This is a genomic window from Actinokineospora sp. UV203 (genome assembly GCF_056323665.1).
Map to the genome: position 1 here is coordinate 4,843,311 of NZ_CM150484.1, position 22,424 is coordinate 4,865,734.

25 protein-coding genes are annotated in these 22,424 nt (G+C 69.6%); 20 read left to right on the forward strand and 5 right to left on the reverse strand.

Annotation, left to right across the window (positions count from 1 at the left end):
• The first annotated feature begins 12 nt into the window (after positions 1 to 12).
• From ACUZ2Y_RS23310 to ACUZ2Y_RS23340, 7 genes are all read left to right on the forward strand, one after another.
• Positions 13 to 267, forward strand: coding sequence for a hypothetical protein (locus ACUZ2Y_RS23310; RefSeq protein WP_476322271.1), 255 nt, complete (start codon positions 13 to 15; stop codon positions 265 to 267).
• Between the two features lie 146 nt (positions 268 to 413).
• On the forward strand, positions 414 to 737 hold the full coding sequence (locus ACUZ2Y_RS23315) for a hypothetical protein (protein WP_476322274.1): 324 nt from the start codon (positions 414 to 416) through the stop codon (positions 735 to 737).
• Between the two features lie 2 nt (positions 738 to 739).
• Positions 740 to 3,073, forward strand: coding sequence for a hypothetical protein (locus ACUZ2Y_RS23320; RefSeq protein WP_476322277.1), 2,334 nt, complete (start codon positions 740 to 742; stop codon positions 3,071 to 3,073).
• An 11-nt stretch (positions 3,074 to 3,084) separates the two neighbouring features.
• Positions 3,085 to 3,639: a hypothetical protein gene (locus tag ACUZ2Y_RS23325; RefSeq protein WP_476322280.1), complete on the forward strand. Its 555-nt coding sequence runs from the start codon at positions 3,085 to 3,087 to the stop codon at positions 3,637 to 3,639.
• Between the two features lie 26 nt (positions 3,640 to 3,665).
• Complete coding sequence (locus tag ACUZ2Y_RS23330; RefSeq protein WP_476322283.1) at positions 3,666 to 3,992, forward strand: hypothetical protein; 327 nt, start codon at positions 3,666 to 3,668, stop codon at positions 3,990 to 3,992.
• The gene (locus ACUZ2Y_RS23335; RefSeq protein WP_476322286.1) at positions 3,989 to 5,374 is read left to right on the forward strand and encodes a hypothetical protein; all 1,386 of its coding nucleotides are present in this window, start codon (positions 3,989 to 3,991) and stop codon (positions 5,372 to 5,374) included. The genes ACUZ2Y_RS23330 and ACUZ2Y_RS23335 overlap by 4 nt, the downstream gene beginning before the upstream one ends.
• A 10-nt stretch (positions 5,375 to 5,384) precedes the next feature.
• Complete coding sequence (locus tag ACUZ2Y_RS23340; RefSeq protein ID WP_476322288.1) at positions 5,385 to 5,681, forward strand: hypothetical protein; 297 nt, start codon at positions 5,385 to 5,387, stop codon at positions 5,679 to 5,681.
• On the opposite strand, the gene ACUZ2Y_RS23345 is transcribed toward ACUZ2Y_RS23340, so the two are convergent.
• Positions 5,678 to 6,166 carry a hypothetical protein gene (locus ACUZ2Y_RS23345; RefSeq protein WP_476322291.1) on the reverse strand — a complete coding sequence of 163 codons (489 nt, stop codon included), beginning with the start codon at positions 6,164 to 6,166 and terminating at the stop codon, positions 5,678 to 5,680. The genes ACUZ2Y_RS23340 and ACUZ2Y_RS23345 overlap by 4 nt on opposite strands.
• Before the next feature lie 208 nt (positions 6,167 to 6,374).
• The gene (locus tag ACUZ2Y_RS23350; RefSeq protein WP_476322294.1) at positions 6,375 to 7,193 is read right to left on the reverse strand and encodes a dienelactone hydrolase family protein; all 819 of its coding nucleotides are present in this window, start codon (positions 7,191 to 7,193) and stop codon (positions 6,375 to 6,377) included.
• 60 nt (positions 7,194 to 7,253) lie between these two features.
• Here ACUZ2Y_RS23350 and glmS point away from each other — a divergent pair, with 60 nt between their 5' ends.
• The 8 genes from glmS (at position 7,254) to ACUZ2Y_RS23390 (ending at position 14,414) form a co-directional block, all read left to right on the forward strand.
• Positions 7,254 to 9,113, forward strand: a complete 1,860-nt coding sequence (gene glmS / locus ACUZ2Y_RS23355) for a glutamine--fructose-6-phosphate transaminase (isomerizing) (RefSeq protein ID WP_476322297.1) — start codon at positions 7,254 to 7,256, stop codon at positions 9,111 to 9,113.
• Between the two features lie 2 nt (positions 9,114 to 9,115).
• Positions 9,116 to 10,552 carry an NAD(P)H-hydrate dehydratase gene (locus tag ACUZ2Y_RS23360; RefSeq protein WP_476322300.1) on the forward strand — a complete coding sequence of 479 codons (1,437 nt, stop codon included), beginning with the start codon at positions 9,116 to 9,118 and terminating at the stop codon, positions 10,550 to 10,552.
• The gene (gene alr, locus ACUZ2Y_RS23365) at positions 10,545 to 11,621 is read left to right on the forward strand and encodes an alanine racemase (protein ID WP_476322303.1); all 1,077 of its coding nucleotides are present in this window, start codon (positions 10,545 to 10,547) and stop codon (positions 11,619 to 11,621) included. The genes ACUZ2Y_RS23360 and alr overlap by 8 nt, the downstream gene beginning before the upstream one ends.
• Positions 11,618 to 12,691, forward strand: coding sequence for an alpha/beta fold hydrolase (locus ACUZ2Y_RS23370; protein WP_476322306.1), 1,074 nt, complete (start codon positions 11,618 to 11,620; stop codon positions 12,689 to 12,691). Before alr ends, ACUZ2Y_RS23370 begins: the two co-directional genes overlap by 4 nt.
• Complete coding sequence (gene tsaE, locus ACUZ2Y_RS23375; RefSeq protein WP_091382552.1) at positions 12,684 to 13,139, forward strand: tRNA (adenosine(37)-N6)-threonylcarbamoyltransferase complex ATPase subunit type 1 TsaE; 456 nt, start codon at positions 12,684 to 12,686, stop codon at positions 13,137 to 13,139. Before ACUZ2Y_RS23370 ends, tsaE begins: the two co-directional genes overlap by 8 nt.
• A 5-nt stretch (positions 13,140 to 13,144) precedes the next feature.
• Positions 13,145 to 13,843 (forward strand): HAD family hydrolase, encoded by a 699-nt coding sequence (locus ACUZ2Y_RS23380; RefSeq protein ID WP_476322309.1) that lies wholly within the window; start codon positions 13,145 to 13,147, stop codon positions 13,841 to 13,843.
• Positions 13,844 to 13,905: 62 nt separating this feature from the next.
• Positions 13,906 to 14,154, forward strand: coding sequence for a type II toxin-antitoxin system prevent-host-death family antitoxin (locus ACUZ2Y_RS23385; protein ID WP_476322312.1), 249 nt, complete (start codon positions 13,906 to 13,908; stop codon positions 14,152 to 14,154).
• Positions 14,151 to 14,414, forward strand: a complete 264-nt coding sequence (locus ACUZ2Y_RS23390) for a type II toxin-antitoxin system RelE family toxin (protein WP_476322315.1) — start codon at positions 14,151 to 14,153, stop codon at positions 14,412 to 14,414. Before ACUZ2Y_RS23385 ends, ACUZ2Y_RS23390 begins: the two co-directional genes overlap by 4 nt.
• Here the strand turns inward: ACUZ2Y_RS23390 and ACUZ2Y_RS23395 are convergent.
• The gene (locus ACUZ2Y_RS23395) at positions 14,411 to 15,727 is read right to left on the reverse strand and encodes a carboxyl transferase domain-containing protein (RefSeq protein WP_476322318.1); all 1,317 of its coding nucleotides are present in this window, start codon (positions 15,725 to 15,727) and stop codon (positions 14,411 to 14,413) included. The genes ACUZ2Y_RS23390 and ACUZ2Y_RS23395 overlap by 4 nt on opposite strands.
• On the reverse strand, positions 15,720 to 17,099 hold the full coding sequence (locus ACUZ2Y_RS23400) for an acyl-CoA synthetase (protein ID WP_476332028.1): 1,380 nt from the start codon (positions 17,097 to 17,099) through the stop codon (positions 15,720 to 15,722). Before ACUZ2Y_RS23400 ends, ACUZ2Y_RS23395 begins: the two co-directional genes overlap by 8 nt.
• 116 nt (positions 17,100 to 17,215) lie before the next feature.
• Between ACUZ2Y_RS23400 and tsaB the strand changes: the two genes are divergently transcribed.
• Genes tsaB through tsaD form a run of 3 tightly spaced genes read left to right on the forward strand, consistent with a single transcriptional unit; the run spans position 17,216 to position 19,391 of the window.
• Positions 17,216 to 17,872 (forward strand): tRNA (adenosine(37)-N6)-threonylcarbamoyltransferase complex dimerization subunit type 1 TsaB, encoded by a 657-nt coding sequence (gene tsaB / locus ACUZ2Y_RS23405; RefSeq protein ID WP_476322321.1) that lies wholly within the window; start codon positions 17,216 to 17,218, stop codon positions 17,870 to 17,872.
• Positions 17,873 to 17,874: 2 nt separating this feature from the next.
• Positions 17,875 to 18,351, forward strand: a complete 477-nt coding sequence (gene rimI, locus ACUZ2Y_RS23410; protein WP_476332030.1) for a ribosomal protein S18-alanine N-acetyltransferase — start codon at positions 17,875 to 17,877, stop codon at positions 18,349 to 18,351.
• On the forward strand, positions 18,348 to 19,391 hold the full coding sequence (gene tsaD / locus ACUZ2Y_RS23415; RefSeq protein ID WP_476322324.1) for a tRNA (adenosine(37)-N6)-threonylcarbamoyltransferase complex transferase subunit TsaD: 1,044 nt from the start codon (positions 18,348 to 18,350) through the stop codon (positions 19,389 to 19,391). The genes rimI and tsaD overlap by 4 nt, the downstream gene beginning before the upstream one ends.
• Positions 19,392 to 19,701: 310 nt before the next feature.
• Here the strand turns inward: tsaD and ACUZ2Y_RS23420 are convergent, their stop codons facing one another.
• Complete coding sequence (locus tag ACUZ2Y_RS23420; RefSeq protein ID WP_476322327.1) at positions 19,702 to 20,187, reverse strand: GNAT family N-acetyltransferase; 486 nt, start codon at positions 20,185 to 20,187, stop codon at positions 19,702 to 19,704.
• Between the two features lie 213 nt (positions 20,188 to 20,400).
• On the opposite strand from ACUZ2Y_RS23420, the gene groES reads away from it, so the two are divergent.
• A complete protein-coding gene (gene groES, locus ACUZ2Y_RS23425) occupies positions 20,401 to 20,694 on the forward strand; it encodes a co-chaperone GroES (protein ID WP_091384212.1) in 294 nt (97 codons plus the stop codon).
• A 94-nt stretch (positions 20,695 to 20,788) separates the two neighbouring features.
• The gene (gene groL / locus ACUZ2Y_RS23430; RefSeq protein ID WP_476322332.1) at positions 20,789 to 22,411 is read left to right on the forward strand and encodes a chaperonin GroEL; all 1,623 of its coding nucleotides are present in this window, start codon (positions 20,789 to 20,791) and stop codon (positions 22,409 to 22,411) included.
• The last annotated feature ends 13 nt before the right edge of the window (positions 22,412 to 22,424 follow it).

Below are 22,424 nucleotides of genomic sequence, written 5' to 3' on the forward strand. Positions count from 1 at the left end.
GACACTGGGCACATGTCCGCGATCACCCTGCTCATCATCCTGACCGTCATCCTGACCGTCTCACCGATCGTGGTGCCGATCGTCATCACCTCGAACAGCAAGACCAAGACCAGGCAGACCCCCGGCTACCCGCCGAAGCCGCCATATCCCCAGCCGGGTTATCCGCAGCAGCAGCAGCAGCAGCAGCAGGGATACCCGCAGCAATTCCCGGGACAGCGGTATCAGCCACCGCCTCCAGACCAGTGGGGCTCGCCACCGCATAGGTGATCTTCGTGGCCTGATCGGCCGGTATCACCATGTCCACAGTGCCTGTCCGACGGACTCGGTACATTCTCTTTGCGTACGCGACGGCACCACAAGCCGGGCTCGTGCGTCGAAATCGTGAAGCATCGTGGGGAAAGCAAGGGGGAGCAGTGGCGCGGGACGAGAAAATGCAGATGGACCACGAGGCCGTGGAGGCTCTGGCCGTTGATATGTCGAATCTCGCCTTAGCCTTGCAGGAAGTGCAGCGCTACGCGGTCGGCGACGGGCTCAAGGCCGAACACTTCGGCGGGACCCCGGATGGAGCGCAGGCATTTGCCACGTTCAACCGCCTGGCCCAAGAGCTTGGCGCCTCGGTCACCAAAGCTCAGCAATTCTGCGGCGAGGCATCCCAGCGGCTTACCTCCTCCGCGAAGGCCACTAAGAACACCGACGTCGAGAACACGTGGGGCCTCAACAAGGCTGGGGGAGCCTGATCATGGTCGAAAATCCGTTCATCTCCGAGATCCGTCGTTCGCTCCGGATTCCTTCGGACGTGCACCCGGACGACCATTCCGAAGCGATGCTGCGTCGGTTGGACGAGCAGGCCACCATGATGGGGAAGCAGAACCTCGGCTTCCTGTATGACAAGTGGCGCAACCACCCGGCCTGCCTGCCCGCGAACAAGAGCAAGTGGGGGTCCCAGCCCGTCTATGGCGACGGTTGGCAGGAGAAGACCGACGCGTCCGGCGGTCTGTATCAGTTGAAGATCATCAACTGGGGCATGATGTGGGGCGCCCGAGGTCGGATGGACCACTTGGCCCAAGCCGCCACAGCCATCGCCAGTGCCACGGACGACGTCGTCACCAAGCTGCATGCCGCGTGGGACAGCAAGGCAGGATTGGCCGCCGGCGACAAGATCGGCGAGCTCAAGAGCGCCGCGGCCGAGTTCGGCACAGTCGCGGGCCAGCTACGCGATCACATGGACGGCGCACGCAACGCGACCCGCACGGCGATCGAGAAGCTAAGCCACTTCTATGAGCAGAGCGACGTAGGCGGAAAGCCGATCATCGACCGCCACGCTTCGCTGGGCGGCGGCGAGGGGAATGGTGCTGAGACGCGCGGCGACTACAGCACCTACATGGACGAAATGAAACGCATCGTCGGCTCGGAGTTCGGTGGTGAGGGAAAGGGCACCTATCGCGGCGGCCCCTATGTCCATGAAGAGTGTGACCAACACGGCTGGAATGTCGCTGGAAACCTCGCTGAGGCTGTCACCTTCGGAAAGGTGATGCAAAACCCCGAATCAATGCGATGGGCAGGTGAGGTCCAACTCACGGACGGCAACAACCGGTGGTCGAACGAGATCTGCAATGAACTCGACGATTTCTGCGAGTGCTACTACCTCACGATCGGCAATCTCCGGCGCCGGATCGAGGAGACGATCAACACCGTCAAAGAGGCGTGGTTCAACCTCGACAAGGGCACGCCCATGACGGTCGACCCGTTCGGGAAGCTCGCGCTGGCCGGTCCCGCGAAACCCGAATCGACGGACAGCGGTGGTACTGACACCGGCGGCACCGGGAACCAGGGTGGCGGTTACCAGGGTGGCAGCGGGTCGCAGCAACCTCCTCAGGCAGTCATGCCGGAGCCCCCCGAGCCGCCTAAGCTGCCCGAGCCTCCGGTGCTGCCGGATGCCACCACTCCCACCGATCTTAACGGGGACGGCATACCTGACGATCCCTCGGTCGCCGCCCCTGAAGCGGGCAGTCCGGAGACCGTGACGATCAAGGACGGCGAGCGAACCATCGCCGTCGACAGCCCGGACGGCAAGGGCCATGTGAAGGTCTCCGTCGACGATGGATCAGGCACCCCGAAGACTTACGATTTGGACTTCGGTGCGGGCGTCGGACTTCCCAGCGACGGTACGACCGTCGATCCCGCCACCGGCTCCGTCGACGGGACTCCCGCATTCGGGCCGGACGGCCAGGTTCCCGGTGGCACACCGGATGCCGAGTATGTGAAGGCTGGACCTGACGGCAAGGCCGTCATCCAAGACGGTCCAGTGACGATCACCGCCGAACGCCCCGCCGGATCACCGGACACTGTCCTTGTCACCGTCGACGACGGGACCGGCAACCCCACCACCTACACGATCGACTATCAGGACCCGACAGCATCTGCTGCCGACGGCACTGGGTCGGTGGCCGGTGCCGCGGTAAGCCCCGGTGCCAGTGGCGGAGCCGCTGCGCCGCCAGGTCAGGGGACACCTGCCGTCGGGCAGCCTGCCGCTGGTGTGGGCGCTCAATTCTCGGCGGACCCGACTACGTCGAACTCGTCGCCCACGGACCCGGCTCCCGCGAACCAGTCGTCCGCGGGATCCTCTGCGGGGGTTGGTGGCTTCGGCGCGGGTGGTCCGGCCGATCAGGCGGTGCCCGCGAACGGGCCGGTCAGTGAACCGGTGCAGGCCACGCATGCCGCCAGCGTCAGCGAATCGCACACATGGGGCGCACCGGGCAGCGCATTCGGCGCCGATCAGCCCGTTGAATCACACTCCGGGTCGACGCCCGCGGAAGCCGCGTCCGTCCCGGCAAGAGGAGAGGCAGGCCTCTCCAGCGCTCAGTCGGATTCGGGCCACGGTCAGCAGGCTGGTGCCGGCGGCGCGATGGGCGCCGGGATGCCAATGGGTGGCGGCGGCGCGGGTGGCGGCGGAGGAGGATCCGGCGACCAGGAGCGCGGTGCTTCTCAGTGGCGTACCGCCGGTCAGCTGTTCGATGACGACTTCGCCATCCTTGAGGGCAGGGTTGACGGCGCTATTGATGGCGGACGGTAAGGGGGCATGCCATGAGTGACGAAATGACCATGGAGACACGGGAGATCCTCTCCAAGTACGAAGACATCACCGCGCAGTACACGGCCCGCGTCAACAACATCGGTGAGGAATTCGCGCAGGACCTGACCAAGTACGACGCGGCAGCCGCTGAGCGCGATCGGATCGCGGCCGAGCAACTGCCCGCGATCGAAGCCGCGATTGAGGCGGCTAAGCAGGAGTTCGCGCAGGCTCAGCAGGCTGAGCCGAAGGCGAGCGTCTGGACACGGGAGTCCAAGCCGACCGTGTTGTCTTTCGGCGAGGAAGACCCGCAGGAGCACGAGAAGCGCAACACGCCCACTCCGGTGGCCACCGCACCGACCGCGTTCACCCCATCCGAGCAGGTCTCGCCCGCGGTTCAGCAGCCAGAGCCCGCGCCGCAGCGGTACTTGTCCTTCGGGGTAGAAGACGACGAAGTCGAGTCGACACCCGCCGTCGCGCCGCGAGCGGTGCGCGCAGCGCCGCCGCGGCGGGCGCCGGTCGAAGTACCCGAAGACGATGACTTCTCCGGACACAGTTGGGTTCGCTGACCAGGCGCTGACAAGCAGGGGGAGCCATGTCGTCAGGTGAACTCCGCGTCGATCATGAGGCGGTGGCGGCGGCCGCCAGGGAATTGGTGGAGGTCAAGGCCGCCTTGGACGCTGTGCGCCAGTATGCGGACGAGGACGACATCACGCCCGCGATGTTCGGCGTGCTGGGCGAACAAGTGGGTGCCGGCTCGGCATTCGCGCAAATCCGCGATGGACTGCGCGCGTCATTCCAGCGTGTGATCCCGATGGTGGAACACATCGCGCGCGCGGTGGAGGACTCGGTGAAAGACGTGGTCGCAGCCGACGAAGAGGCCGCCGCACTTCTCAACCGTGCGGGCGGTGATCTGCGGTGAGCGCGACTTCCGACGCGATTCTCGCCGCGCTGACGCCGCCGGAATCGCCGGATCCGGATGACCACTCGACCAGGTTGATCGACGACAGCCTCCTGGAGTGGTGCACGCAGCTGTCCACTCGGAACAGTGGTGCGCTCTTCGGCCGCTGGCGTGCGCATCCGGCCGCACGGGGTGGGTGGGATGAGCACCCATGGGGCACGCAGGTCGACGAGCGCGCGCTGCAAGACTTGCGTGGCGCTGACTTCGGTCGGCTCGATGCGGGCAGGCAGCGGCTGATCGGGCTCGTCGCTGCCGCGTCGGCGATCGGCGACGTCTGCCTGTCCGATGATTTGCATGGCGGTCCGGCCGAGATGGCTCGCGGGAGGCTCGACAAGTTCTTGGCCGCGGTACGGGTCTGGCAGGACGGCCTGACGCGGTTGGCCACAGCGCTCGATGGCGCTCAGCGTGTTGCCGCGGTGGGACTACGGGCGTGGGTCGATGAGCTGAAGTCGGTCTCGCCCAAGGACATCACGGTCGACGACCCGGCCAAGCGCACCCTGCAGATCGCGCGTCTCGACGACGCCATGAACAATGGAATGCTCTGGGGCACAACGTTTCCCGTCGACGCGCTGCGGACGCCGGGGGTGTGCGACTTGAATCTCGTTCCCGGGCAGGTCGGTGAGGCGTGGCCCAGCAACGAGGTCATCAACTACCTCGACGACTTCTGCGCACGCTACGACGCGATAGTCGGCAAGTTCCGGCGCAACCTTCGCGATGTGCACGAAGCCACCGCGCGGGCGTGGTTGACGTTGGGGGACCTGGCGCGGGCGGTGGACGCCGATCCGTTCGCCCGCTTGGGAAGCGGGGCAAGCGGGTCCACCGGGGAGAGCGTGACGATCCGCCAGGCGGGCCATGCGATCAAGGTGACCGAGCCGGATGGCGAAGGCCGCGTCGGGCTCAATGTCGATGGCAAGCAGTACGTGCTGGGCATGCAACCCGAGCCCGCCGCACAGCCTGCGCCCGATGCGGTCAAAGGTGGAGGGCCTGCGGGCGAGCCGGGCACCGGGAGCGCGGGTTCCGGTGGAGGTGGCGGCGGGGCTGGTGGGGCATCGACACCGCCTGCTGAGGGCATCTCCGCCGGCGCGCAGGCTCCGGCGGACGACGACGCCGAGAAGTCTCGGCAGGCAGGCGCTCCCGCCGGCGCCGTCGCCGCGGGTGGGGCTCCGCCCGCAGGCGGGGCGCCGATGGGCGGCGGTATGGGTGGGGGTGGTGGCCAGGGCGGCGGCGACAACGAGCGCAAGGCGAGCAAGTGGCGGTTGGCGGGCACCCTGTTCGACGACCGCGACCCGATGGCGAGCTTCGACGGCGTCGTCGGCGAAGACCCGGCAGCACGCGCGAAGTAGGGAGGCGACCGTGATCGACGAGACGGACCCGGCGGTCCGCGCGGCCCGCGCGGCGTTCCAGCAGATCCGCGCCGACCTGGGCGACCGCCTCGACGCCTCCCGCGCCGCCTACCAGGCGAAGCTGGCGGCGCACGAGAAGTACGTCGCCGAGCGCGCGGCGAAGGAAGAGGTTCAGCGGGCCGAGCAGGTCAAACCGCAGGTCCAGGAGAAGCCCGTTCGCGCCGTTCCGCCGAAGCAGGCTCGGCCCGAGCCGGTCGACTCCTCGGACACCGGGGTGTTCTCCGTGAGCTGGATGACCAAGAACTAGTGCCAGGGCTGACCTGGCGCCCGCGGTGCGAACCCGGTGCCAGGTCCCGGGTTGGGGCGGCGGGCCCGCATCGCTCCGGCCGCCGTCGGCATCGCCAACAACACCACCGCGGCCACGCCGAACACGCCGAGGAAGGCGGTGGCCAACCCGAACATGCCCATCACGATGCCGAACGCCCTGCCGCGGAACCGCAGGACGGCCATCGAGGCGAAAGCGGTCACGATCCCCAGGATGATCCACACCGCGATGGGCAGCGCGTACCGCCAGTCCAGGCCTAGGAATGCCCTGAAGCGCTCGTCGTCAACGCCCGATTTGTAATTGGTGACAAGGAAAACGGCCAGGGCGAGATGCGTCACCGTTTGCAGGATCAGCAGAACACCCGCGGCGACGACGAGGCCGTGCCCGGGGACCGGCGGCGGACCCGGCCGACGCAGGCCCCCGGGCGGCGGCCGCCAGTGCGGCTGGACCGGAGCGCCCGGCGGCATCCCTTGCGGTGGATATTGCTGCTGAGGATGAGACGGGTGACCTGGCCCGAAAGACATGTCCTGAAGCCTATCCAGCCCTGCTGCCCGTATCTGAGGCGGTCAGTCGTTCGCCGCAGCGTCACGATTCCGGTGAGCCGCAGGTACACCGAGAACAGCCAGGCGAACCCGATCGCGATCGAGAGCACGCCGATGACCGTCGCGGCCGGACCTAGGCGGTGGTGGCCAGATCGTCATCACCGTCGAAGGTGATCTCGGCGCCCTTGATGTCTTCCTCGACCAGCGGCAGGTACTCGGCCTCACCGGTGAGGTGGACGAGGAAGAACGCGGTGAGCAGCGCGCGGGTCAGGCGCTGGGTGGCGTGCTGGGCCTTGCCGTCGATGAGCAGGCCGCTCCAGTGCCTGCCTTCGGTGAACCCGAGGTGGGTCGCCTTGGGCAGTGTCCGCACCTGTACCGGACCGGACCACGCCCGGGCGATCAGCTCGGAGTTGCCCACCGGCGGCGCGACCCGGTCGGAGCCCGCGGCCAGGTGCAGACCGGGCATGCCGCAGGAACGGGCCGACTCGGAGGCGAACGGCTTGGTCTGGGACGCGGCCATGGTGGCCACCGCGCGCACGCGGTTGTCGTCCGCGGCGGCGAGGACCGCGCAGCCGCCGCCGGTCGAGTGCCCTGCCAGGCCGAGCTTGTCGCCGTCGACGCTGATCGCGCCCTCGCCCAGTCGGACGCCGACGCAGACGTCGAGGGCGGTGCGCAGATCGGAGGCGAGCAGCCGGTGCGAGCCCAGCGGTCCGGTGTGGGTGCCGGGCGCGGCCACGACGATGCCCCACGACGCCAGGTGGCGGAACAGCCCGCGGTACCGGTCGGGCGGCTGCAGCCAGCCGTGGCCGAACGCGACGGCGGGCAGCCCAAGGCCCGATTTCGGCGTGAAGACCAGCCCGGGCATCCCGATCAGCGCGAGGTCGCCGCGAAGGACCTCGTTGGGACCGGGACGCGACAGCTCGTCGAGCAGGTGCTTGGCCTTGCGTGCCATGTGCGCAGCCTATCGGTGGCCGGGCATCGGGGTGTGGCGGTGCCGGCTACCCTGGTGCGCGTGTGCGGAATCGTGGGATATGTGGGTCATCGGCAGGCACTCGACGTCGTCATCGGCGGGCTGCGCAGGCTGGAGTACCGCGGGTACGACTCGGCCGGGATTGCCGTCCTGACCGGCGCTGACCTGGCCGTGGAGCGCAAGGCGGGCAGGCTCGCGAACCTGGAGGCCCGGCTCGACGAGGTCGGCCGCGATGGCTTCGCGGGCACCGCGGGCATGGGCCACACCCGCTGGGCCACCCACGGCGCCCCGATCGACCGCAACTCCCACCCGCACCGCGACACCACCGGCCGGGTCGCGGTCGTGCACAACGGCATCATCGAGAACTTCGTCGCCCTGCGCGGTGAGCTGGAATCGGCAGGCGTCGAGCTCAGCAGCGACACCGACTCCGAGACCGCCGCGCACCTGGTCGCCCGCGCGTACGCCGAGGGCGAGACCGCCGGTGACCTGCCCGCCAGCGTCCGGGCCGTCTGCGCCCGCCTGGAGGGTGCGTTCACGCTGGTCGTGACCCACGTCGACGAGCCGGACCTGATCGTCGCCGCGCGCCGGTCCTCGCCGCTCGTGGTCGGCATCGGCGACGGTGAGACGTTTGTCGCATCCGACGTCGCCGCGTTCATCGAGTACACCCGCGAGGCCGTCGAGCTGGGCCAGGACCAGCTCGTGGTGATCACCCGCGACGGCTACGAGGTCCTCGACTTCCACGGCGAGCCCGCCCCGGCCAAGCCGTTCACCGTCGACTGGGACCTCTCCGCCGCCGAGAAGGGCGGCCACGAGTACTTCATGCTCAAGGAGATCGAAGAGCAGCCCGAGGCGCTGGCGAACACGCTGCGCGGGCACTTCGTCGACGGCCGGATCGTGCTCGACGAGCAGCGCCTCGCCGAGCAGGACCTCCGCGACGTCGACAAGGTCTTCGTCGTGGCCTGCGGCTCGGCGTACCACTCCGGCCTGGTCGCCAAGTACGCCATCGAGCACTGGACCCGGCTGCCCGTCGAGGTCGAGCTGGCCTCGGAGTTCCGCTACCGCGACCCGGTGCTCGACCGCGACACGCTGGTCGTGGCGGTCTCCCAGTCCGGTGAGACGGCCGACACCCTTGAGGCCGTGCGCCACGCGCGCGAGCAGAAGGCTCGCGTGCTCGCGGTGTGCAACACCAACGGCGCGCAGATCCCGCGCGAGTCCGACGCGGTCCTCTACACCCACGCGGGCCCAGAGATCGGGGTCGCGTCGACCAAGGCGTTCCTCGCCCAGATCGCGGCGAACTACCTGGTCGGCTTGGCCTTGGCGCAGGCCCGCGGCACCAAGTACCCCGACGAGATCGCCCGCGAGTTCCACGAGCTGGAGGCGATGCCCGAGGCCGTCCGCCGGGTCCTCGGCACGATCGACCAGGTCCGTGCCCTCGGCCGGGACCTGTCGGACGCCAAGGCGGTGCTGTTCCTCGGCCGCCACGTCGGCTACCCGGTGGCCCTCGAAGGCGCGCTCAAGCTCAAGGAACTCGCGTACATGCACGCCGAGGGCTTCGCCGCCGGTGAGCTCAAGCACGGCCCGATCGCGCTGATCGAGGAGGGCCTGCCGGTCGTCGTGGTCATGCCGTCGCCCAAGGGCCGCGCGGTGCTGCACTCGAAGCTGGTGTCCAACATCAGCGAGATCCAGGCCCGCGGCGCGCGCACGATCGTCATCGCCGAGGAGGGCGACGAGACGGTCCGCCCGTTCGCCGACGAGCTGATCGAGATCCCCGCGGTGCCGACGCTGCTGCAGCCGCTGGTGTCGACCGTCCCGCTGCAGGTGCTGGCCGCCGAGATCGCCCGCTCGCGCGGGTACGACGTCGACAAGCCGCGCAACCTGGCGAAGTCCGTGACGGTCGAATAGCCGTGCGGGGCGTCTGGACCACCGCGCGCGTCCGGGAGGCTGAGGACAAGGTCCTCGCCCGGACGCTGGAGGGCGCCCTCATGCGCCGCGCCGCCCATGGCGTGGCGCTCCACACGACTCGGCTGCTGCGCTCGACGACCGGCGGGGTGGCCGGTCGGCGGGTCGTGCTGCTGGTCGGCGCGGGCAACAACGGTGGCGACGCGCTGTGGGCGGGCGCGTTCCTGCGCAAGCGTTCCGTGGGCGTCACGGCGGTGCTCCTCGCGCCAGAGCGGGCGCACGCCGAAGGTCTGGAAGCGCTGCTGTGGGCAGGTGGTCGGATCGGCACCGCCGAGGACCTCGACTCCGCCCACGTGGTGGTCGACGGGATCGTCGGGCTGTCCGCGCGCGGCTCGCTGCGGCCGGACGCCGCCGCCCTGGTGTCGCGGGTGCGGGCGCCGATCCTCGCGGTGGACCTCCCGAGCGGGGTCGACCCGGACACCGGCGCGGTCGACGGCCCTGCGGTCGACGCCCAGGTCACGGTCACTTTCGGTGCGCTCAAGCCGGTCCACTTCCTGAGCCCGCGCTGCGGCGAGGTGCACTTCGTCGACCTCGGGCTCGACCTGGCCGACCCGGATTTCGAGGTGTTCGACGCGCAGGACGTGGGCCGGGCGTGGCCGCTGCCGGGTCCGGCGGACGACAAGTTCACCCAGGGCGTGGTCGGGATCGCCGCTGGGTCGGCGACCTATCCGGGCGCGGCTGTGCTGTCGGTCGGCGCCGCGGTGCGGGCCACCTCGGGCATGACCCGCTACGCCGGGTCCGCCGCCGACGAAGTCCGGCAGCGCTGGCCCGAGGTCGTCGCGACAGGCTCGGTCGAGGACGCGGGCCGGGTGCAGGCGTGGGTCGTCGGACCGGGCCTGGGCACCGGCAAAGCCTCGCGTGATGTCGTGGCCACGGTCCTGGGCGCTGGGGTGCCGACCGTCGTGGACGCCGACGGCATCACCTTGCTCGCCGAACACTCCTCGCTCTGGGACGCCCGCGATCCGGACGTCCCGGTGCTGCTCACCCCGCACGACCGCGAGTTCGCGCGCATCGCCGAACCGCTCGGTGTCGACCTCGGCGCCGACCGGGCCGCCGCCGCCCGCGCGCTGGCGGCGAAGCTGAACGCCACTGTGCTGCTCAAGGGGCACGCCACCGTCATCGCCGCGCCCGACGGGCGGGTCGCGGTGAACGCCGCCCGGTCGCACTGGCTGGCCACCGCCGGATCCGGTGATGTCCTTTCCGGAATCAGCGGCGCCTTGCTCGCGGCGGGCCTGCAACCGTGGCTCGCCGGTGCGTGCGCGGCCTTCGTGCACGTGCGCGCGGGGGAGCTGGCCGCGTCCGGGGCGCCCACGTCCGCGTCGGCCATCGTGGACGCGCTGCCCGACGCGATCCGCGGTGTGTCACGATTCCGTCATGCCTGACCAGCCGCGCGCCGAGGTGACGGTCGATCTCGACCACATCCGGCACAACGTCGCGCTGCTCTCCGCGCGCGCCGCGGGCGCGGAGACCATGGCCGTGGTGAAGGCCGACGGCTATGGCCACGGCGCCGTGCCGGTCGCCCGCGCCGCCCTTTCGGCGGGTGCGACCTGGCTGGGTGTGGCGTCCGTGCACGAGGCCGCGGTGCTGCGCGCGGCCGGGATCACCGAGCCGATCTTGGCCTGGCTCGACGTTCCGAGCGCCGAGGCTCCACCCGACGTCGACCTGTCGGTGTCCTCTGTGGACCAGTTGTCCGGTCTGTCCGGCAGGCGGATCCACCTCAAGATCGACACTGGCTTGAGCCGCAACGGATGCCCGCGCTCGGCGTGGCCCGAGCTGGTCGCCGCCGCGGCCGCGTCGGACAACGAGGTGTACGCCGTGTGGTCGCACCTCGCGTGTGCCGACGAACCCGGTCACCCTTCGGTCGACCGCCAGGCGGAGCGGTTCGCCGAGGCGTACCAGGTCGCGCTCGACGCCGGGCTGACGCCGCGCAGGCACCTGGCGAACTCCGCGGCCACCCTCGACCGCAAGGACCTGCACTTCGACATGGTGCGCGTGGGCATCGCCATGTACGGGCTCAACCCGTTGCCGTACCACGAAGACCTGCGTCCGGCGATGTCGTTCCGCTCGTCGGTCGTGCTCGCCAAACGGATCGACGCGGGCGAGTCCGTCTCCTATGGACACACGTGGACCGCTGACCGGGCAACGAATCTGGCCCTGGTTCCGGTGGGCTACGCCGACGGCGTCTCCCGGTCCTTGTCCGGCCGGTTCGACGTGTTCCTCGGCGGCAGGCGTCGTCCGGTGCGCGGCCGGGTCTGCATGGACCAGATCATCGTCGACTGCGGCGACGACGAAGTCCTTGTGGGGGACGAAGTCGTGCTGTTCGGCACCGGCGACCGCGGCGAGCCCACCGCCCGCGAGTGGGCCGACATCATCGGGACGATCGACTACGAGATCGTGACCGGCATGTACCGCTCGCGCGTGGCCCGCACGTACCTGGGCGAGTCCTCGTGAGCGTTACAAATCGGGTTCTCGCGGGGGTCGGCATGGCCATCGCGGGCGGCGCCGTCGTGGCGGGCGTCATCCGGGCCCGCAGGCCGGAGGAACTGCACGCGGGTGAAGCGCTGGGGGCGCTGCCGCCCAACCGGATCAGCACCGTCGCCGCCGCTGATGGCGGCGCGCTGTCCGTCGAAGAGGTCGACCCGGACGACGGCGGGAAGCCTGAACTGACAGTCATCCTCGTGCACGGGTTCGCCCTTTCCCGCCGCTGCTGGCACTTCCAGCGCCAGGGCTTGGCCGCCATGACCGAACCCCGTGTGCGGCAAGTGCTCTACGACCACCGAAGCCACGGCCGCTCCGCGCTGACCGATGAGGCGTCGAGCACCATCGAGAGGCTCGGCCGCGACCTCGACGACGTCATCCGTTCCATGGCGCCGGACGGCCCGCTGGTGCTCGTGGGGCATTCGATGGGCGGCATGGCCATCATGGAGCTGGCCGAGCAGAACCCGGAGTTGTTCGCCGACCGGGTCGAAGGCGTCGCGCTCATCGGCACGTCCGCGGGCGAGGTCGGCAAGAGTGGTCTCTCCCGTCCGCTGCTGTCGAAGCACAACCCGGTGGCCCGCTACGTCGGCCGCTTCGCCGACTGGCAGCCAGGTCTGGTCGAACTCGTGCGCGCGAGCGGTGGTCAGCTCACCCGGCAGGCGGTGCGCCGACTCGCCTTCGGGTCGCGCAGCGTGAGTCCCAGCCTGGTCGACTTCCTGATGGACATGCTCAATGTGACGCCGGTGCGGGTGCTGGCCGACTTCATCGAGACTTTGGGCAGCCACAACAGGTATGCGGCTTTGGCGGGGTTGAAGCACACTCGGGTGTTGGTGATCGGCGCCGACGAGGACCGGATGACGCCGTTCGAGCACACCGAACGCATCGCGTTAGAACTGCCCGACGCCGTGCTGGTCCGAGCCCGCGGCGCTGGGCACATGGTCATGTTGGAACAACCCGATTTCGTGAACGAACACCTGGCCGACCTGTTGCGCGACTGCGCGCGTGGTGCGTGCGGGCGGAAGAAGTGGTGGCGTCGTGGCTGAGACGATTGAACTGCCCCAGGTCGAGGACACCCTCGACTTCGGCCGCAAACTTGGCGAGATGGTGCGCCCGGGCGACCTGATCCTGCTCGCCGGTCCGTTGGGCGCGGGCAAAACCGTTGTCGCCAAAGGGATAGCCGCCGGGCTCGGCGTGCACGGCCGGGTCAGCAGCCCGACCTTCATCATCGCCCGCGAACACCAGGCAGGCGACCGAGGCATTCCGCTGGTCCACGTCGACGCCTACCGCCTCGGCGGCGACCTCACCGAGTTGGACGATCTGGACCTGGACACCGAGCTGGTCGACGCCGTCGTCGTCATCGAATGGGGCGAAGGCGCCGCCGAGCGCCTGTCGGAGGACCACCTCCTCATCCGCCTGGATCGCCGCCCTGACGACAGCCGGGTGGCCACCCTTGAACCTCATGGAAACTGGACCGACCGCCGGATAGGCTGACTCGCATGCGAGCGGTGATCTTCGACTGGGGCGGCACCCTCACCCCTTGGGTGACCATGGACATGCGCGCAGGCTGGCAGATCTACGCCGACATCGTCCACGCCGACGACCCGGAACAGGCCAAGGCCATCGCCGAGGCCCTCCTCACCGCCGACAACGCGGCCTGGACGCGCTGCCGCGCGGAGGCCACGGCGTTCTCGCTGAGCCACGTGCTGACCGAGGTGGGCGTGCCGGAGCATGAGGCGGCCTGGGCGGCGTACCGGGCTTTCTGGGACCAGGCCACGTACACCGACCCCGAGGTCACTCCTTTGATGACTGAACTCCGCGCGCGCGGCCTGCGCACCGGCGTCCTGTCGTCCACGTCCTGGCCCGGCACCTGGCACGAAGAGATCCTGATCCGCGACAACGTCCGCCACCTCTTCGACGCGTGCGTGTGGAGCAGCGACCTCGAATACACCAAGCCGCACCCGAAGTCCTTCGAGGCCGCCATGCACGCCATCGGCATCGACGACCCGGCGGACTGCGTCTACGTAGGCGATCGCCCCCACGACGACATCAACGGCGCGAAATCGGCGGGGATGAAGGCGATCTTGATCCCGCACAGCGACATTCCGGCGGACCAGCAGGTCCCGGTGGACGTCGAACCGGACGCCATCCTGCACCGCCTGTCGGACCTCCCGAAGATCCTCGACAGCTGGAGCTAGTCAGCAAGACGTACAACATGTACATTTGATACATGACGGCTGCCCGGGATCATGAAGTAAGCGTGACCGACGCACGCGCTCAGCTTCCTGAGCTGCTGGAGACGTATGTCCGCGATGGCGATGTCGTCTATCTGACCAGGTACGGCAGGCGGGTCGGCGCGGTCGTGCCCGCCGATGTCGCGGAACGACTCGAAGAGCTTGAGGACGCGTACTGGTCGCAGCGTGCCGCGGATGTGCTGGCCAAGGGTGAGACGACCGTTCCGTGGGATGAGGCTGTGGCGCTGCTGGAAGCCGGGGACCTCGACCGGTGACGTATCGGATCGAGATCGCCCGAGAGGCGATCCGAGCGCTCGCAAAGCTCGACAAGCCGATTCGCCGTCGGCTGCAGACCGCGATCGTCAAACTGGGCGACGATCCTCGCCCACATGGCGCAATCGCCCTTCAGGGCTTGAGCGGCGCGTATCGCGTCCGTGTCGGCGACTACCGTGTGGTGTACACCGTCGACGATGGTCGACTCGTGGTCTTGGTCGTCGATCTCGGTCACCGCCGTGAGATCTACCGAAACCTCTAGTCCGCGATCCCCCGAACCACCCCAAGCTCAACAAGATCCACCGGCCGCAACCGCAACTGCTCAGCGGTAGCCGGAACCTCCTCAGGCGACCGCTTCAAAATCGCAGCACACAGCTCCGGGGCGATCACGGAGAAGTAGGCATCGGGCGTAATCCAAGTCCGATCCGGCGCAGCCAGCGCCAATGCCCCACCAGACCCACCTTCCCCGATGACCAACGTCGTCACCGGCACCCGAGCCGCCGCCACCGTCGCGAACAACTCCGCGATAGCAGGCCCGACTCCCGCCCGCTCAGCAGCGGCGTCATTCGCCGCCCCGGGTGTGTCGACCAAGGTCAGCACCGAGATGCCCAACCGCTCGGCCAACCGAACCAGCCGAGCCGCTGTCCGAAACCCGGCAGGCGTGGTAGCGGTCCCAGTCTGTGCGGCATAGGCGACGGAATGCCGCCCCCGCATCCCGATCCCGCACAACATCCCAGAATCCACACCGCCCGCCCGATCCCCGGAAATCGAGCGCCGCAGATCGAAGTACTCGTCCAAATAGGTCTCGGCGTGCGGCCGGGCCGCCGACCGAGTGCGCTGAACCGCCGACCAAGCATCGGAAGCAGGCTCAGTCGACCCAAGCGCCCTCGGCACCTCGGCAGGCTCAGGCGTCCCAGAACTCAGCAGCAGCAACCAGTCGGCCAAAACAGAACCGACGTCGTCAAGGGCGCAGACCTCGTCGACATGCCCGTTGGCAAGCTGTCCCTCAGCGGTGTAGGCAGGGTCATCAGCGACCGGCCGCACCCGCCGTCCGGCGAACCCGACCTGTGCCGCCTCGACCCCGATCACCACATCCGCACCCGCCCCGAGCGAAGCCCAGAGCCCGCCCGTCGTCGGGTCGCGGAGCACCGAGATCTGCGGAACCCCGGCCTGACGCAACAGCGCCGACTGCCGCGCCACTCGCTGAAGTTGGTGCAGGGAAAGCATTCCCTCATGCATCCGACTGCCACCGGTGGCGATCAGCGAGACCAGCGGCGCACGAATCTCCCGGGCCCGAGTGAACGCGTACTCGATCCGATCCCCGGTCTCACTCCCGACCGATCCACCAAGAAACCGAAAGTCGAACACGATAAGCACGGCCGCGATGCCGCCCACGCGCCCTTCGCCGCACACCACGGACTCGGTCTCACCTGATGCCCGCGAAGCCCGTTCCCGTGCTTCCCCGTACCCAGCCCATCCCAGCGGTCCGTCTCCAGGCGCCAGTGCTTTCGTGGGGAACTCGGTGAAGTCGGTGGTGATGGCGGCGATCAGGTGCCGCGATCCCTCGTCAGGCATGCAGGGCTCGCTTGGTGACCTTGCCCATTTCGTTGCGCGGCAACGCGTCCAGATAGTGCACGACCCGTGGGCGCTTGTGCGGTGACAGCAGCGCGGCCACGTGGTCGGCCAGTTCCTGGACTGACGGCGGCTCACCCGAAGGCACCACCCAGGCCACGATCCGCTCGCCCAAGTCCTCGTCCGGCTCACCCGTCACCGCGACCTCCGCGACTCCCGGGTGTTCCAGAAGCGCGTTCTCGATCTCGCCCGCGCCGATCTTGTAGCCGCCGCTCTTGATCAGGTCCGTGGCCCGCCGCCCGACGATCCGCACATACCCGTCCGCCGACCGCACCGCCATGTCCCCGGTCCGGAACCACCCGTCCCGCAACGCTTCCGCCGTCGCGTCCGGGCGGTTCAGGTAGCCCAGGAACAGGTTCGGCCCGCGCACCTCGATCTCGCCGATCTCGCCGTCGGGCACCAAGGCGCCGGAGTCGACCAGCCGCACGTCCACCCCGTCGACCGCTGGGCCCACGAAACCGGGCCGCCGGTCCCCGGACGCGCGCACGGCGCAGTTCATCAGGGTCTCGGTCATCCCATAGCGCTCGACGACCTCCTGACCCGTGGCCTTCGTGATCCGCGCGTGGTCCGTCGCGGGCAGCGCCGCCGAACCGGATACCAGCAGCCGCGCCCGCCCGACGGCCGCGGCCAGGTCGGCGTCGGCCTCGCAGTCCGCGGCGAGCCGGTGATACATCGTCGGGACGCCGAACATGACCGTCGCCGAGCCGGACAGGGCCGCCGCGATCGCGTGCGTGTCGAACTTGCCGATGTGGTGCACCGCGCCGCCAAGCCGCAGGGGGCCGAGCACCCCGAGGATCAAGCCGTGCACATGGAACAGCGGCAGCGCGTGCACCACCGTGTCCGCCGCCGTCCACTCCCACGCCTCGGCGAGCGCGTCCAGATTCGACGCGATGGCCCGGCGGGGCAGCAGCACGCCCTTCGGCGGCCCGGTGGTGCCCGACGTGTAGACGACGAACGCCGGCGACTCCGGGTCGGCCTCGGCAGGCAGCGGCCCGTCGAGGCGGGCCGACACGTCGACCGTCACCCCATCGGGGCCGCCGATCACCAGGTCGGGTGAGCTGTCGCCCAGGATGTGGGCCAGCTCCCGCTCGCCGATCCTCGGGTTGATCGGCACCACCGCCGCCCCCGCGAGCAGGACGCCGACGACTGCGACGCAGGTCTCCAAGGTCGGGGTGGCCCACACGGCGACCCGGCGGGCCTCGCCCACCTGGGCCGCGACCGCCTTGGCCGCCGCGGCGAGTTCGGCGTGGGTGAGGACGTCGGACCCGAATCGGAGCGCTTCACGCTCGTCCGGAACAGCCAGGGTGGGCAGCAGCACGAGGCCAACTCTAGTGCCGCCGAGTGCTCACAGGGAGTTATGGCGATCACCCCCGCAAGCGTTTGCGACCGCGCCCCACGTGCCCGAAGGCACGCCTCGTACCCTTGACAACCGTGCTGGTACTCGCTGTGGACACCGCCACGCCCGCGGTCACCGCCGGTGTCGTCGAACTGACCGACGGACGCCCCCGCGTGCTGTCCGAGTGCGTCACGGTCGACGCCAAGGCCCACGGGGAACTGCTCACCCCGCACGTGCGCGACGCCCTCGCCGCGGCCGGACGAACACTCGCCGACCTCGACGCGATCGTCTGTGGCATCGGCCCGGGCCCGTTCACCGGTCTGCGCGCGGGCATGGTCACCGCCGCCGCCCTCGGCCACAGCCTCGACCGCCCCGTCTACCCGGTCTGCTCGCTCGACGCAATCGCCGCGGACGCCCCCGGGGAGCCGCTGCTGGTGGTCACCGACGCGCGCCGCCGCGAGGTCTACTGGGCCGCCTACGACGGTGCCCGGATCACCGAGCCCGCCGTCACCCCGCCCGCCGAACTCGCCGAGCGAATCGCCGAACTCGGCGTGGTCCGCGCCGCCGGCTACGGCGCCAAGCTCTACGCCGAGATCCTGGGCCTGCCCGTCGTCGACCCGGACCACCCGAGCCCGCTCGGCCTGGTCGCCGCCGCCGACTTCGCCGCCGACCCTGGCCCGCTCACCCCGCTCTACCTGCGCAGGCCCGACGCGGTCGAGCCCGGCGCGCGCAAGCGGGTGAGCCCGAGGTGACCGTGCGCCTCGAACCGCTGCGGCGCGAGGACCTGCGCCGCTGCGCCGAACTGGAGAAGATCCTGTTCTCCGGCGAAGACCCGTGGAGCGAGTCCGCGTTCGCCTCGGAGCTGGATTGGGGCCACTACTACCTCGGCGCCTACATCGACGACAAATTCGTCGGCTACGCCGGACTGTCCCTGGCGGGCGCGCCCGGCGACATGGAAGCCAGCGTGCACACCCTCGGCGTCGACCCGGCCTTCCAGCGCCAGGGTATCGGCGAGCTGCTGCTGCGTGCCCTGCTCGACCGGGCCGACGAGGAGTCCGCCGCCGTGTTCCTCGAAGTGCGCACGGACAACAAGTCCGCCATCGCGCTCTACGAGAAGCACGGCTTCGCCACCATCGGCCTGCGCCGCCGCTACTACCAGCCCTCGGGCGCCGACGCCTTCACCATGGCGCGGCCCGAGAACGCCGGAGTCCCCGTGGAGGAGACCACGTGACGATCATCCTGGGCATCGAGAGCTCCTGCGACGAGACGGGCGTCGGCATCGTCCGCCTCGACCGCGACGGCGGCATCGAGCTGCTCGCCGACGAGGTCGCGTCCAGCGTCGACCAGCACGTCCGGTTCGGTGGCGTGGTGCCGGAGATCGCCAGCCGCGCGCACCTGGAGGCGATGGTCCCGACCATGCGCCGCGCGTTCGAGGTCGCGGGTCTTGGTCTGTCCGATGTGGACGCGATCACGGTCACCTGCGGCCCCGGGCTCTCCGGCGCCCTGCTGGTGGGCGTCTCGGCCGCCAAGGCGTACGCGATGTCGCTGGGCGTGCCCCTCTACGGCGCCAACCACCTCGCAGGCCACGTCGCCGCCGACACGCTCGACCACGGTCCGCTGCCCTCGCCGTGCCTGGCCCTGCTGGTCTCCGGCGGCCACAGCCAGCTCCTGCGGGTGGACGACCTGTCCGGCAAGATCACCGAGATCGGCTCGACCATCGACGACGCCGCGGGCGAGGCCTACGACAAGGTCGCCAGGGTCATCGGCCTGCCGTACCCCGGCGGCCCGCCCATCGACAAGGCCGCCCAACGCGGCAACCCCAAGGCGATCGCCTTCCCCCGCGGCCTCACCGGCCCCCGCGACGCGAAGTACGACTTCTCCTTCTCGGGGTTGAAGACCTCCGTCGCTCGCTGGGTCGAGGCCCGTGAGCGCGACGGCGAGGAAATCCCGGTCGACGACGTCTGCGCGTCCTTCCAGGAAGCCGTCGCCGACGTCCTGACCGCGAAGGCCGTGCGCGCCGCCACGGATCTCGGTATCGGCACCATGGTCATCTCCGGTGGCGTCGCCGCGAACTCCCGGCTCAAGGTCCTGGCCGCCGAACGCTGCGCCGCCGCGGGCATCGAGCTGCGCGTCCCCCGCCCCCGCCTGTGCACCGACAACGGCGCGATGATGGCCGCCCTCGGCGCCCACCTCGTGGCGGCGGGCGTCCAGCCGTCCTCTTTGGACCTCTCAGCGAACCCGGCCCTGCCGGTCTCGACGATCTCGGTCTAAATCGCGTTGCTTCCGGAGGCTGCTGTCGGACATAGTTCCGTTCGACAGCAACGAAACCCGGAGGTGACCGTGCACAGCAAGTCCGAAGCCGACAGGCCGCTGGAGTGCGCCCGCCGCCGGGGTTCCCCATGATCACCTGATCGTGAGGAGCCGCCGTCCGCAGTCTGGAATGGCGGTTTTTTTGTTGTCAGCGCCCGGCTTCCTGGGGGAGTCGGGGGCGTCCCGCGCACGGGCGGTCCCATCCCATCAACCATTCGGTCCGGTGCACCGGGCGGAAGTGCTTCCGTGCGAGCACTTCCGCCCGAACCGCTCACCGCCGCATACACACCCGAAGCGCCGGATCGAGCCCGAGCCCGGCCTCACGCGCCACCAACACGGCCAACCCCGGCGTCGGCTCCACGACCTCAAACCCGATCTTCGCGTAGTAGACCCCGTTCCACGGCAGGTCCCGGTAGGTCGTCAGGGTCAGCCCCGCCAGCCCTCGCTCGCGCGCCCACTGGTCCAGGTGGTCGATCAGCCGCGCCCCAAGCCGCCGCCCCCGAAACCGCGGATCAACACTCACCTGCGCGACGTGCGCACACCCGTCGACCACCTCGGCGAGCAGATACCCACCGACGACCCCGTCCTCGACGACCACCCAGCACCGCCCGGCCTCGGCGAACTCCGCGAGCACCTCCACGGGTGGCGGCGGCATGTCGGCGATGAAGCCCATCCCGACCGTCCGGAACACCTCGCCCGCGAGGACCTCGATCTCCCGCAGCCGCTCGAAGTCGCCCTCGTCCGCTTCCCGAATCATCCGCGGATTGACCCACAACACGGCGGTCGCCCGCCACGGGTTTAGGCCGTTGACCCACACCACACGAGGGGTGCGTTGCACGGTTAGCAGTCGCGTGGGTAGAGTGCCAAATGTACGGCACCAGACGCCCCGGCTCCCGCGACGGCGGGGTGGCAGGAGCCGTCAGTCATAGGAACCTGCCAACGCTTTCGACGACCCGTGGAGGTCACAGCGGTGAGCGTCAACATCAAGCCGCTCGAGGACAAGATTGTTGTCCAGGCGAGCGAAGCCGAGGCCACGACCGCGTCTGGTCTGGTCATCCCGGACACCGCCAAGGAGAAGCCCCAGGAGGGCAAGGTCCTGGCTGTGGGTCCGGGCCGGATCGACGACAAGGGCAACCGCGTCCCCGTGGACGTGGCTGTCGGCGACGTCGTCATCTACTCCAAGTACGGCGGCACCGAGGTCAAGTACAACGGCGAGGAGTACCTCATCCTCTCCGCTCGCGACGTGCTGGCTGTCGTCAACTAGACACCCGGCTGACCTAGTCGAACGCCCCGGCGGCCCCGTTCGGGGCACCGGGGCGTTCTTCATTCGAGTGCCCGCGTATATCGAGAGGTAATCAATGCCCAAGCAGATCAGTTTCGACGAGGACGCTCGTCGGGCCCTTGAGCGCGGGGTGAACAAGCTCGCCGACGCGGTCAAGGTCACCCTCGGCCCGCGTGGGCGGCACGTCGTGCTCGCCAAGAAGTTCGGTGGGCCGACGGTCACCAACGACGGTGTCACCATCGCCCGCGAGATCGAGTTGGAAGACTCGTTCGAGAACCTGGGCGCGCAGCTCGCCAAGAACGTCGCCACCAAGACCAACGATGTCGCAGGCGACGGCACCACCACCGCCACCGTGCTGGCCCAGGCGCTCGTGCGCGTCGGCCTGCGCAACGTGGCCGCGGGCGCCAACCCGACCAGCATCGGCCGGGGCATCCAGGCCGCCTCGGACGCCGTTGTCGCCTCGCTGCTCGCGAAGGCCACGCCGGTCAAGGGCCGCGACAACATCGCCCAGGTCGGCACCGTCGCCTCGCGCGACGCGTCGATTGGCGCGCTGCTCGGCGAGGCCATCGAGAAGGTCGGCGAGGACGGTGTGATCACCGTGGAGGAGTCCTCCACGCTGGCCACCGAGCTCGTCATCACCGAGGGCGTCCAGTTCGACAAGGGGTACGTGTCGGCGCACTTCGCCACGGACTTGGAGTCGCAGGAAGCCGTGCTGGAGGACTGCTACGTCCTGCTGCACCGCGACAAGATCTCGGCGCTCGCCGACCTGCTCCCGATCCTGGAGAAGGTCGCCGAGTCCGGCAAGTCCGTCCTGATCGTCGCCGAGGACGTCGAGGGTGAGGCACTGTCGACGCTGGTCGTCAACGCCCTGCGCAAGACGATCAAGGCCGTCGCGGTCAAGGCGCCGTTCTTCGGCGACCGCCGCAAGGCGTTCCTCGACGACCTCGCCGTCGTCACCGGCGGCCAGGTCATCGCCGCCGAGGTCGGCCTCAAGCTGTCCGAGGCGACCCTCGACTCGCTGGGCACCGCCCGCCGCGTCGTGATCACCAAGGACGAGACCACGCTGGTCGAGGGTGGCGGCTCCAAGGCCGACATCGCCGGTCGGGCCGAGCAGCTCCGCAAGGAGATCGAGGCCTCCGACTCCGACTGGGACCGCGAGAAGCTGCAGGAGCGGCTCGCGAAGCTCTCCGGCGGCGTCGCGGTCATCAAGGTCGGCGCACCGACCGAGACCGAGCTGTCGGAGCGCAAGCACCGCATCGAGGACGCGGTCGCGGCCACCAAGGCGGCTGTCGAAGAGGGCATCGTCCCCGGCGGCGGTTCCGCGCTGGTGCACGTCGCCAAGGAGCTCGAGGGCAACCTCGGCCTCACCGGCGACGAGGCGACCGGTGTCGCGATCGTCCGCGAGGCGCTCGCCGCGCCGCTGTTCTGGATCGCCACGAACGGCGGCCAGGAAGGCGCGGTCGTCGTCAACAAGGTCGCCGAGCTGCCGTGGGGCCAGGGCTTCAACGCGGCCAAGCTGACCTACGGCGACCTGCTCGCCGACGGCGTTGTCGACCCGGTGAAGGTCACCCGCTCCGCGGTGGCCAACGCGGCGTCGATCGCCCGGATGGTGCTGACCACCGAGGTCTCCGTCGTGGAGAAGAAGGCGGAAGAGCCCGCCGGTCAGGGACATGGCCACGGCCATGGTCACGGCCACTGAGTTTTCCCGCACA

Excerpts from the sequence above, each read along its gene's own strand:
- ACUZ2Y_RS23310 (WP_476322271.1), top strand. The coding sequence starts at position 13 with ATGTCCGCGATCACCCTGCTCATCATCCTGACCGTCATCCTGACCGTC.
- ACUZ2Y_RS23320 (WP_476322277.1), top strand. The coding sequence starts at position 740 with ATGGTCGAAAATCCGTTCATCTCCGAGATCCGTCGTTCGCTCCGGATT.
- ACUZ2Y_RS23325 (WP_476322280.1), top strand. The coding sequence starts at position 3,085 with ATGAGTGACGAAATGACCATGGAGACACGGGAGATCCTCTCCAAGTAC.
- ACUZ2Y_RS23330 (WP_476322283.1), top strand. The coding sequence starts at position 3,666 with ATGTCGTCAGGTGAACTCCGCGTCGATCATGAGGCGGTGGCGGCGGCC.
- ACUZ2Y_RS23345 (WP_476322291.1), bottom strand. The coding sequence starts at position 6,166 with ATGCCGCCGGGCGCTCCGGTCCAGCCGCACTGGCGGCCGCCGCCCGGG.
- ACUZ2Y_RS23350 (WP_476322294.1), bottom strand. The coding sequence starts at position 7,193 with ATGGCACGCAAGGCCAAGCACCTGCTCGACGAGCTGTCGCGTCCCGGT.
- alr (WP_476322303.1), top strand. The coding sequence starts at position 10,545 with ATGCCTGACCAGCCGCGCGCCGAGGTGACGGTCGATCTCGACCACATC.
- ACUZ2Y_RS23380 (WP_476322309.1), top strand. The coding sequence starts at position 13,145 with ATGCGAGCGGTGATCTTCGACTGGGGCGGCACCCTCACCCCTTGGGTG.
- ACUZ2Y_RS23395 (WP_476322318.1), bottom strand. The coding sequence starts at position 15,727 with ATGCCTGACGAGGGATCGCGGCACCTGATCGCCGCCATCACCACCGAC.
- ACUZ2Y_RS23420 (WP_476322327.1), bottom strand. The coding sequence starts at position 20,187 with ATGATTCGGGAAGCGGACGAGGGCGACTTCGAGCGGCTGCGGGAGATC.
- groL (WP_476322332.1), top strand. The coding sequence starts at position 20,789 with ATGCCCAAGCAGATCAGTTTCGACGAGGACGCTCGTCGGGCCCTTGAG.